Annotated in this window: 2 protein-coding genes; both read right to left on the bottom strand. The window is 74.5% G+C overall.

The features are described 5' to 3' along the window. Nucleotides 1–119 precede the first annotated feature (119 nt). Nucleotides 120–9,971: an SDR family NAD(P)-dependent oxidoreductase gene (locus ACFZCD_RS02185; RefSeq protein WP_391826932.1), complete on the bottom strand. Its 9,852-nt coding sequence runs from the start codon at nucleotides 9,969–9,971 to the stop codon at nucleotides 120–122. A gap of 15 nt (nucleotides 9,972–9,986) precedes the next feature. Continuing rightward, nucleotides 9,987–11,957, bottom strand: coding sequence for an asparagine synthase (glutamine-hydrolyzing) (gene asnB, locus ACFZCD_RS02180; protein ID WP_391826930.1), 1,971 nt, complete (start codon nucleotides 11,955–11,957; stop codon nucleotides 9,987–9,989). Nucleotides 11,958–11,959 lie beyond the last annotated feature (2 nt).

Genomic DNA, 11,959 nt, shown 5'->3' with positions numbered 1-11,959 from the left:
CCGAAGGATGTTTTGACTCACGTTCAGTTCCGTTCCGGATCGCGGGGCGGCCGGGCCGCCCGTTCCAGGGAAGGCAGGGGAAAGCGTCGGGTCACGCGGGTCGCGCCCGGGGAGCGGGCTCACGGCCGGAGCGCGGTCAGGGCGTCCGCGCCGGCACGGCCGTCGAGGACCGCGTCGAGCAGGGCCGCACGGGCGTCGGTGTCGAAGCCGCTCCCGGCCCGGGCCCCGGGCTCGGTCCCGTTCCCCGGATCGGCCCCGGCTTCGGACCGAGAGGCGGGAGGCGCGTCACTCGCGGGAACCCAGTAGCGGTCGCGGGCGAAGGGGTAGGCGGGGAGCCGTACGACGCGCCGTTCGCCGGCGGGGTGCATCGCGCGCCAGTCGACCTCGGCTCCCTCGCACCACAGGGCCACCACGTCGCCGAGCTGTCCCTCCTGCAGGGCCCGGGTGACCTCGGGGGCCTGGTCCGGCTCGCGCCGCACCCCCGCTCCGCGCGAGCGCCGGGTGCCTCCGCTGTGCAGGCCGGAGGGCAGCCGGCCGGTGAGGAACCGGTCCAGCGCGCCGAGCACGTCGCCGATGTCCCCGGCGACGACGCCCAGCCGCCGCTCCATGGCCTCGCGGCCGACCTGGAGGGTGAACGCCAGGTCCGCCAGGCGGGGCGTGTTCCCGTCGCGCTGCGCCTGTTCGAGGAAGTCGCGCAGCTGCCGGGCCGCGGCGTGCAGCCGGTCGTCGTCCCGGGCGGACAAGACGACGGCCTGGGGTGCGGCGGTGGGCGCCGGGGCGTGCGGTGCGGGGGCCGCTTCGAGGACGACGTGGGCGTTCGCCCCGCCGAAGCCGAAGCTGCTCACCCCGGCCCGCAGGGGCAGGGCGCGGCCGGCCGGGTCGGTGCGCGGTTCCCAGCGGCGCAGCTCGCGCACCACCTCGAAGCCGCCGCCGGCGAGCGGCAGCTGGGGGTTGAGCCGGTCGCAGTGCAGGGTCGGCGGCAGTTCGCCGTGGCGCATGGCGAGCAGCACCTTCAGCACCCCGGCCAGGCCGGCGGCCGCCTCCGGGTGGCCGATGTTCGTCTTCACCGAGCCGAGGGCGACCGGCCGGGCCGGCCGGGGCGGCTTCCCGGCGGCGGCCCGCAGGGCGCGGTAGGCGCTGTCGAGGGCGTTGACCTCGACCGGGTCGCCCAGCTGCGTGCCCGTGCCGTGCGCCTCGACGTAGCCGATGCTGTCGGGGTCGGTCCCGCGCATGGCCTCCTGGATCAGCGCGGCCTGCGCCCTGCCGTTGGGAGCGGTCAGCGAGCCGGCGCGCCCGCCGTGGTTCTCGGCGCTGCCGCGGACGACGCCCCACACGGCGTCGCCGTCCCGGCGCGCCAGGGCCAGCGGCTTGAGCAGCACCACGGCGACGCCTTCGGAGCGTACGTAGCCGTCCGCGCCGGCGGAGAACGTCTTGCAGCGGCCGTCGGGGCTGAGCATGCCGGACATGTGCGTCGCGGCGAACGTGTCGACGCTCAGCAGGAGGTTGACGCCGCCCGCGAGGGCCATGTCGCAGCGGCCCGCCCGGATGCTCTCCACGGCGCGGTGCAGGGCGACGAGCGAGCTGGAGCACGCCGTGTCGACGGGCTCGCTGGGGCCGTGCACGTCCAGGACGAACGAGATCCGGTTGGCGAGCATCGAGTGGGCGTTGCCCGTGGCGGTGAAGCCGTCGGGTGCGACGCCGCTGGCGTTGAGCAGGTGGTGGTAGTCGCTGCCGGAGACCCCGAAGAAGACACCGGTGTTCTCCGGCAGCCGGGCGGGGGCGTAGCCGCCGTTCTCCAGTGCGGCCCAGACGGTCTCCAGCGCCAGGCGGTGCTGGGGGTCCATGAGTTCGGCTTCCAGGCGGGACAGGTTGAAGAAGTCCGCGTCGAAGCGGTCCACGCCGTCGATGAGGCCGGCGTACTTGGGGAAGTCCGCCCGCGCCACGACGCCGGCGTAGCGTCCGTCGAACCGGTCGTCGCCGGGGTAGGCGCCGATCAGGTCGGTGCCCGCGCGCAGGTGCTGCCAGAAGGCGTCCAGGTCGTCCGCGCCGGGGAACCGCCCGGCCGCGCCGACGATCGCCACGGCGCCGTCGTCCTCCGCCGGATCCTGCACGAAGGCGGCGGGTACCGGGTCCGGCGCCTGCGCGGTTAGGGGAATCCGCGCCTGCACCGGTGCCTGTGCCTGTGCCTGTTCCGGTGCCTTTGCCTGTTCCTGTGCCTGCCGGTCCTGCAGGGAGGCCAGTTCGGGGCCGTAGCGGTCGAGCAGGTAGCCGACGAGGCTGCGGATGTCGGGGCACTCGAAGAAGACGGCCGGGGTGAGGTCCACGCCGAGGATGCCGTTGAGCTCGGCGGCCAGCCTGGCCAGGGCGATGGATTCGAAGCCGTACGCGTGGAAGTGCGTGTCGGCGTCGATCTCGGCCAGGTCGAACTTGAGCAGGTCGGCGACGGTCTCGCGCAGGGTCGCGACGAGCACATCCTCGCCTCCCGGGACCACCGGAGCCACCGGGCCCACCGGAGCCGCCGGAACCACCGGTGCCGCCGGAACCACCGGTGCCGCCGGAACCACCGGTGCGGCAGGGACTGCCGGTGCGGCCAACGGCTCCGTGCGGGCCGCCGGCTGCTCCGGCGTCGCCGGTCGTGCGGCGGACGGCAGGGCCGCGGGCGCCTGCCCGGTCTCGCCCCGCAGCGCCGCGGGAAGGTCGCCGTCCGTGAACGCGGCGTCCGCGATCCGGCCCAGCACCCGCCCGTGCCCGTCGAGGAGCGTCGCGTGGAAGACGGCGCCGGACGCGGCCCGTTCGAGCAGGATCGCCCGGGTGTGCTCCAGCTGCTCTCCGTGCGCGGATCCGACGCGTACGACGGTCGCCCCGGCCGCGCCCAGTGCGTGCTGGACGCCCTGGACCAGCCCGGCGAGCACCCAGGCGGGGATGCGGACCTGCTGCTTGTGCGGGTCCTGGCACATGGCGGGCTCGGCGACCCGTACGAGCAGCCGGTGCCCGTCCAGCTCGGTGACGCCCTCGACGCTGCGCGCGTACGGCCGGGCGTCGACGCCCCGTTCCGCGAGCCGGGCGTAGAAGTCCTCCCGGCCGAGGGCCGGGGGCCCGGCGGGCAGGGCCGGCACCGGTACGGCCCCGGAGGGCTCCCCCGCCACGATGCCGGCGGCGAAGCGCAGCGTGCCGTCGTCGTGCCGCAGTTCGGCGCGGTGGACGCCGGGTGCGGAGGAGCCGAGCCGCCAGGTGAACGTCTCGGGGGCGTCCGCGGGCGACGGCAGTGCGGCCCACTGCGCGTCCTGCAGCCGCAGCGGCCCTTCCAGTCCGGCGAGCCGCGCGAAGGCCAGTGCCGCGTCCAGCAGCGCCACGGTGGCGTAGTGGCGCTTGCGGCCCACGGTGTAGACGTAGTCGAGCAGTTCGTCCCCGCGCAGCGTCAGGGCGTAGCGCACGCCGCCGAGGTCCGAGCGGTTGGTGGCGACCCAGGGGTGTGCCCGCCGGGTGAAGGCGAGCGGCCGCAGCACGCTGGGTGCGTCGTCGTGGGCGGGGTACCAGCAGCGCACCTTGTCGAAGGGGTAGGCGGGCAGGGACAGCTTGGCCGGGCGGCTTCCGGCGGGCCACAGCAGGTCCCAGTGCACGCTCGCCCCGGCCGTCCAGTAGCCGGCGAGTTCGGGCAGCTGCGCGGCGCGCAGGGCCTGCTCGACGGCCTCGGCACCGGTGGTGCGGCGTTGCCGCAGCGTGCTGGCGGTGAAGTGCACGCCTTCGGGGACGCCCGGCGTCTCCGCCGTCCAGTCGACCTCCGCGAGCCCGGCCAGCCGGGTCCGGGCGTCGGCGGTGTCGCGGGCGACGAAGGCCAGCCGGCACGGGAGCTCGTTCTTGCCGGTCTGCAGGGTGTACGCGAGGGCGTCCAGGCCGGGTGCGGTGTCCCGGACGTACGCGTGGGCGTCGTGCAGCACGCGGCGCAGGGCCTGCGGCGTCATGGCGGAGAACACGAGCAGCTGCGGGCGGCCGCTGTCGGGCGCCGCGGCGACGGGGCCGTCGTACTCCTCGACGACGATGTGCACGTTGATGCCGCCGGCGCCGATGGACGTGACGCCGGCCCGGCGCGGCACCTGTTCGCCGCCGAGGACGGGGCGGCGCCACTCGGCGCGGTCGCGCTGCACCACGAACGGCGTCTTCGCGAAGTCGATCGCGGGGCTGAGCGTCTCGGCGTGCAGCGACGGGGCCAGGGTGCGGTGTTTGAGCTGCAGCAGGACCTTGGTCAGGCCCGCCATGCCCGAGCCGGACAGCAGGTGCGCCACGTTGGACTTGACCGAGCCGAGCGCGCAGAACCCGAGGTCGGAGGTGTCGCGGCCGAAGGCGAGGGCGGCGCCCTTGATCTCGATCGGGTCGCCGAGGGAGGTGGCCGAGCCGTGGCCCTCCAGGTAGCTGATCGTGCGGGCGTCGACGGCGGCGTCGTCGAGGGCCTTTTCGATGGCGCGCGCCTGCTGCTGCGGGCTCGGCACGGTGAAGCCGTTGCGGACCCCGGCGTTGGTCATGCCGCTGCCCTTGATCACGCCGTAGACGTGGTCCCCGTCGGCGACCGCCTCGGCCAGGGGCTTGAGCACGAGCGTGCCGACGCCCTCGCCCAGGATCGTGCCGTCGGCACCGAGGCCGTAGCTGCGCACGACGTCGGCGGACTTGGTGGTGAAGTGCGCCTGCGAGGTGGCGATCAGGTCGAAGGGGTGCAGCATCAGGTTGATGCCGCCGACGACGGCCATGCGGCACTCGCCGCCGCGCAGCATCCGCACCGCCTGGTGGACGCACGCCGACGCGGAGGAGCACATGGTGTCGAGGAACACCGACGGCCCGGTGAAGCCGTAGTGGTACGACAGCATGTTGGCCATGACGCCGAGCTCGCTGCCGCTGGTCTCGGTGCCGCGCACCAGCATGTTCTCGAAGCCGTAGAGCGAGTAGCTGTTGTTCATCGAGCCGACGAGCACGCCGACGTCGCCGTCGTAGCGGCGTCGCAGCGTCTCCCGCGAGTAGCCGGCGTCCTCCATCGCCGTCACGCCCGCCTGCAGGAACAGCCGGACCTCGGGGGAGAGCAGTTCGGCGTCGCGCTGGGAGATGTTGAAGTAGCGCGGGTCGAACGCCTCGACGTCCTTGAGGAACGTGCCGGTGCGGACGACGGTCTTGCCGTGGACGTCGCGCTCGTCGAAGTAGATGTCGCCGTGCCGCCAGCGAGACGCGGGGACGGGTTCGAAGCTGTGCCGGCCCTCGCTGAGGAGCTCCCAGAACTCCTCCAGGGTGTCGGCGCCCGGGTAGCGCCCGGCCATGCCGATCACGGCGATGTCGTGGCGCTCGGGGTCGGCCCACGCGGCGGGGGTACGGGGGCGGGCGGGGGCCGGCTGCACGGCCGGAGGGGCCGGGGCCGGTTCCGCGGCGGCCGGCTCGGCGGGGGTCCGCTCCGCGGGTGCCGTGGTCTCCTCCTCTTCGGCAGCCTCCTCTTCAGCGGCCTCCTGCGGGGCGAAGAGTGCGAGCAGCCGGTCGCGGTGCTCGGCCACGAAGTAGCCCGCCACGCCCTGCAGGTCGACGTGTTCGAAGAACAGGGTCTTGGGCAGCGACCCGAAGGTGTCCTCCAGTTTGCTGGTCAGGTCGACGATGGCGATGGAGTCGATGCCGTACGTCTCCAGCTTCTCCTCGACGAGGATGTGCCCGGCGTCCTGCCCGGTCACCTCGGCGAACAGCGTCCGCAGGAGATCCTGCGTCCTGGTGAGGAGTTCGCGGTCGCCGAGGGCGGCGGCCGGTGCGGTCGCGTTGCGCCGCGGCGCGGGCCGCGCGGCGCGCTCCAGGCCCGCGTACACGCGCAGCCCGGCCTTGTCGCCGAAGAGCACCACGCGGCGGACGGGCGCGTCGGTGCGCAGGGCGCGTTCCAGCGCGTCCAGCCCCGCTTCGCTGGGCAGCGGCACGGTGCCGGTCCGCTTGCGGAGGTAGGCGAGGGTGGCGTCGTCCACGCGCATGCCGCCGTCCGCCCACAGCGGCCAGTCGACGGCGCGGGTCACGCTCCCGGCGGCCTGCCGCCGGGCGGCGAAGGCGTCGAGGAAGGCGTTGGCCGCGGCGTAGCCGGCCTGTGCGGCGTTGCCGAAGGCGCCCGCCACGGAGCCGAAGAGGAGGAGGAAGTCCAGGCCGTGGCCGCGGGTCGCGGCGTCGATGTGCGCGGCGCCGTCCACCTTGGGGGCGAGGACGGCGGCGGTGCTCGCGAGCGGCTTGTTCGCGAGGTAGCCGTCGTCGAGCACGCCGGCCGCGTGGAACACGCCGTCGAGCCGGCCGTACTGCATGCGGATGTCCGTCACGGCGGCCCGCACGGCGTCGGCGTCGGTGACGTCCGTGCGGCGGTAGGTCACTTCCCCGTGCGGCAGGCGTGCCTGCAGGGCGTCAACGGCCGGGCTGTGCGCGGACCGGCCGCCGAGGACGACCGTGGCGCGGTGCTTCTCGCACAGCCGCTCGGCCAGGAGCAGGCCGAGGCCGCCCGCGCCACCGGTGATCCAGTAGACGCCGCCGTCGCGCAGCAGGCTCTCCCCGCCGTCGCCGGGCCGGAGTTCGGCGGTGCCGTGGCGCAGCCGGCGGCCGGCGCGGTCGTAGGCGATCTCCTCGACCCCGTCGCCGTCGCCGGGGACTGCTTCCGCCCGGACGACGCGTTCGAAGCCGGCGGTGTCGCGGGGGTCGTAGCCGTCGAGGAGGACCAGCTTGCCGGTGAAGGAGGGGTTCTCCTGGTGCGCGGTCTTCAGGAGCGCCGCGAGCGGGGCGTAGACCGGGGAGTCCGGTGCGCCGGGCGCGACGACGAGGACGTGCCTGCCCTGGCCCGTCAGCCGCTGTACGTGGGGGTAGCAGGCGGCGAACGCGGCCTTCATGGCGACGGCGTCGGGGACGTCGGCGGGCACGGCCAGGTGCAGGACGTCCGTGCCGAGCCGTGCGGCGCTCGCCGCGACGAGGTCCTGGTCCAGTACGGCGTTGAGCACCGTCACCGCTCCGGTCCCGCCGGCCGGGGCGGGGGCCGGGGCGGGCGCCTCCGTCCAGACGCCGGTGACCTCCAGGAGCTCCCCGCGGGGGTCCGGGGCGGGCCCGTCCGCGGGGGCGGCGGGCAGTTCGCGGGAGGTGTAGCCGGTGAACCGCACGCACAGCCGGCCGTTCTCGTCGAGCAGGTCGATGTCGACCCCACCGCTGCCGGCCCCGCCGGCCCGGCCGCCTGCGGCGGGCCGCAGCCAGGCCCACATCGCCGGGGTCGTCGCGGCGTGCGCTTCGAGGTCGCTGAGGGCGAAGGGAACGGAGGGTGCGCCGGGGCTGCGCCAGCCGCCGCTGCCGCTCCCCTTGCCTTCTCCCTCGCCATTCGTCTTGCCGTCGCCGAGGGCGAGGGCCGCGAGCAGGGCGCTGTCGAGGATCGCGGGCTGCAGGGCCATGCCGTCCGGGGCACCGTCGGGCAGCCTGAGTCCGGCCAGTACGCCGTCCGGTCCGCGGTGCAGCGTGTGCAGGGCGCGCAGCATGGGGCCGTGTTCGATACCGCTCGCCCGCAGGGCGGCGTAGCCCTCGGCGACGTCGAGGCGCTCGGGGAACCGGTCGCGCAGCGTTGCGGGGTCGGTCGTCCCGGCCGGGGCGTCGGTGTACTCGATGCGGCCGCTGGTGTAGGGGGTGCCCTGGTCGTCGGTGACGGCGTAGTCGTAGCCGTCGCCCGCGGCGGTGAGCCGGAGGCGGGGCGTCAGGCCCGCGTCGCCGACGAGCAGCGGCCGGATCCACACGGCGTTGCGGATGCGGGGCGTCCGTCCGGCGTGCGTTCCGGCGACGGGCTCCTGCCGGGCCGCGGCCGTGACGAGTTCGAGGGCGACCACGCCGGGGACGATGCGGGCGCCGTTGACGAGGTGGTCGCGTACGAAGCCCTGGGCGGTGTCGAAGCGGAGGGGGAACGTCCAGCCGTCGCCGTCCTGGCGTCCTTCGCCCAGCGGCGTGGCCTCGGTGCCCGGCCGGAGTTCTCCGGCCGCCGTGTCCGCCACGGGTCGTACGGTCGGCGTGAACCAGTGCGGGGTGCGGGCGAAGGCGTAGCCGGGGAGGTGGACGCGGCGGCCGTGCTCGGGCCACTGTGCCCAGTCGACGGGCAGGCCCTGGGCCCAGGCCGCGGCGAACTTCTCCGGCCGGTCCTGCTCCAGCCAGCGGGAGGCGAGTGCGGCCAGGTCGTCCGCGTCCAGCCCGTCGGAGGGGCCGGTGCCGGCCGATCCGTGCGGGCAGCCGGCGGGCGGTTCCTCCCCCGCGGCGACGCTCTCCAGCTGGTCCGCCCACTCGGCGAGGCCGCTCGCGCGGAACACCACCCGCTCGCGCATCGGCACGCGGCCCTCGCGCAGGGTGCGGGCGACGTCGGCCAGTCGCGGGGCGTCGCCGTGCTCGATGCGGGTGCGGGCCCAGCGGGCGAGACCGGCGCACGTCTCGCGGAGCCGGTCCTCGTCCTTGGCGGACACCGGAAGCCACTGCTCGCCGGTGTCCGCGCCGGCCGGGCCGTCCCCGGCCGGCGCGGCCGGGTCGCCGGATTCCAGCAGCACGTGGGCGTTGGTGCCGCCGAAGCCGAAGGAGCTGACGCCCGCACGCAGCGGTGCCGCCGCGTCCGCGCCGGTCTCCGCGCCGGCCTCCGCGGTCCCTGCGGCTTCTGCAGTGCCGGCGGTCCAGTCGGCGAGCCGGTCCACGATGTACAGCGGGCTGCCGTCCAGCTTGATGAGCGGGTTGAGCTTCTCGAAGCCGACGGTCGCGGGCAGCTTGCGGTGGCGCATGGCGAGGATCACCTTGAGCATGCCCGCCACGCCGGCGGCCCCTTCCAGGTGACCGATGTTGGTCTTCACCGAGCCGACGCCGCAGCGGTGTCCCTCGGCGGCCCCGGCCCGGCCCTTGCGGCGCTCCGGCCGGCTCCCGCGGGTCTGCGGACGGTTCCCGTGCAGGTCGGTGAAGGCCTGCTTGAGGCCGCGGATCTCGATGGGGTCGCCGACGGGGGTGCCGGGGCCGTGCGTCTCGACGTAGGTGACGGTCTCGGGCGCGATCCCCGCCCGCCGGTAGACCCCGGCGATCAGTTCGGCCTGGGCCGCCGGGTTGGTGACCGTCAGGGAGCTGGTGCGGCCGCCGTGATTGCTGCCGATCCCCTTGATCAGGGCGTGGACGGCGTCGCCGTCGCGGCGGGCGTCCGCGGCGCGCTTGAGCAGCAGGACGCCGCCGCCCTCGCCGCGCACGTAGCCGTTGGCCCGCGCGTCGAACGCCCGGCACTGCCCGTCGGGCGAGAGCATGCCCGCCTTGGCGAAGGCGATGAAGTGCCGGGGCGACCAGGTGAGGTTGACGCCGCCGGCGAGGGCGTGGTCGCAGTCGCCGCTGCGCAGGGCCTGCACGGCCTGCTCGACCGCCACCAGGGAGCTGGCGCACGCGGTGTCGTTGACGACGCTGGGGCCGCGGAAGTCGAAGTGGTGGGAGACCCGGTTGGCGATGATGGCGTAGGCCGCGCCGGTCGGGTAGTACGCGTCGATCTCCTCGACCTCGCGCTCGATCAGCTCGGCGTAGTCCCAGTGGCAGACGCCCATGAAGACGCCGGTGCGCGAGCCCGTCATCCGGTCGGCCCGGTAGCCGGCGTCCTCCAGGGCGTGCCAGCTCAGTTCCAGGGCCATCCGCTGCTGCGGGTCCATGGACTGCGCCTCGCGCGGGGAGATCTGGAAGAAGTCCGCGTCGAAACAGTCGACCTCGTCGACGAAACCGCCCCACACGCTGTTGGTCTTGTTGAACTCGCGGCGCGGGTTGCCGAGGTGGTCCTCCTTGCGCCAGCGGCGCTCCGGCACCTCGCTGATCAGGGAGCGGCCCGCGGCCAGGTGGTCCCAGAACTCGTCGGGGGTGCGCGAGCCGGGCAGCCGCAGGGACAGGCCGACGACGGCGATGTCCTGGTCGGCCGCGGCGGTGCCCCGGTCGGCGAGGGGCGCGGTTTCCTTCTGCATGGCGCGTTCTCCGTCCTAGGCCGACAGGGCGCTGCCGCGCCGGTCGACGACGTTCAGGGGGATGCCGAGCGGGGTCCGGCGGCGGGCGTGGCCGCGTACGTACCAGTGGTGCAGCCAGACCGTGGAGGCCAGGAGGACGAACGCCTGGTTCTCCTTGGTGCCGATGCGCTCGGGAGGGGTGTCGAAGATGCGGTCGGTGAACCGCCGGACGAAGCGCGGGTCGAGCACGCCCGTCTCTTCGAGGGTGTCGGAGTCGGTGAGCAGCTCGCGGTAGTCGGGGCGCGAGCGGACGAACGCGGCGCTGTCCGGCGCCCGGTAGGGGAACTTGCCCTTCTTGACGATGCGCTCGGGGAGCACATCGGCGTAGGCGCGCTTGAGGAGGTACTTCTCGTCGTAGGGGTCGCCGAAGCGCAGGTTGAGAGAGGCCGCCCGGCGCACCACCGCGGGGTCGAGGAAGGGGCAGCGGTTCTCCACGCCGTGCGCCAGGGCCATCCTCTCGCCCTGGGTCGAGAGCAGGTAGCCGCTCAGCAGCGTCCGGAACTCCAGCCACTGCGCCTTCTGCACGGCGGTCAGCTGCGCGTAGCCGGGCTCCTGTGCCACGAGCTCCTGGAGGGCGGCGAAGGGGTCGCCGGGGTCCTTGAGGAGGCGGACGGCGAAGCGGCCGTTCTGGAACCGCATCTGGTGGGAGAACAGGCCGGGCAGCGTCTCCTCGGTGAACTGCCCGTAGAGCCCCAGCATCCGGCGGTGCCCGTCCTCGCCGCTGAAGTGGCTCAGGTACGGGTAGAGCTGTGCCATCCGGCGCAGGCGGGTGTCGTCGTCCAGCTCGTGCCAGGACGAGAGCAGCTGGGTGTCCTTGAAGATGCCGTAGCCCAGGAACGCCTCGTCGGCGCCCTCGCCGCTGAGCACGACCTTGACGCCTTCGCTGCGGACGTGGCCGGCCAGCAGGTACATGGGCACGAAGGCGGTGCGGAAGACGGGCACTTCGGCGTGCCGGACCGCTTCGGGGAAGGTCTCGACGACGTCCTTGTCCGTGACCCGCACGGTCGAGTGCCGGGTGCCCAGGTGGGCGGCCAGCTCGGCCTGTTCGGCGGACTCGTCGAACTCGGCGTCCTCGAACTCGATGGAGAACGTCCGCAGCGGCCGGCCGGTGCGCCGGGCGGCGAGGTGCGCGATGACGGAGGAGTCGAGCCCGCCGGAGGCGTAGACGCCGACTTCGACGTCGCTGCGCAGCCGCACGTCGACCGCGGCCTCCAGTTCGGCGCGGACCAGCTCGACGGCCTCCTCCTCGGTGCCGGGGGCCGGGCCGGCGGTGAGGTCGAGCGTCGCCCAGCGGCCGCGCCGGGCCTCGTCGCCGCGCAGGGACAGGTACTCCCCCATGGGGATCTGCTCGATGCCGCGGTACCCGCTCTGCCCGGGCAGCGGGGCCCAGGTGGCGAAGACGGACGACAGCTGCGGCGCGTCGAAGGCGAACCGGAAGCCCGGGTAGGCCAGGAAGGCCTTCATCTCGGAGGCGAACAGCCACGCGCCCTCGTGGCGGGCCACGAACAGCGGCCGCTTGCCGAACCGGTCGCGCGCCAGGTGCAGCTCGCCCGTGAGGGTGTCGTAGAGGGCGAACGCGAAGGCGCCGTTGAAGCGGGGCAGGCAGTCGTGGCCCCAGGCGGCCCAGGCGTTGAGGACGACCTCGGTGTCGGAGGAGGTGCGGAAGGCGAAGCCGGAGGCGGTCAGCCGGTCGCGCAGCTCACGGTAGTTGTACAGCTCGCCGTTGTAGCAGAGCCAGTAGCGGCCGTCGGCGCTGCCGACGGGCTGCGAGCCGGTGGCCAGGTCGATGACGCTCAGCCGGACCGTGCCCATGGCCAGCCGGTCGTCGAGGAGGCAGCCCGCCTCGTCCGGGCCGCGGTGCTCGATCTGGGCGAGCATGCCGTGGATGAGGTCCTGGTACTGCTGCGGGTGCAGGGGGCTCCCGTAGAAGCCGGCTATGCCGCACATGC

Source organism: Streptomyces sp. NPDC008001 (genome assembly GCF_042958085.1).
Classification (GTDB): Bacteria; Actinomycetota; Actinomycetes; order Streptomycetales; family Streptomycetaceae; genus Streptomyces.
This window is presented reverse-complemented; position numbering and strand designations above follow the sequence as displayed.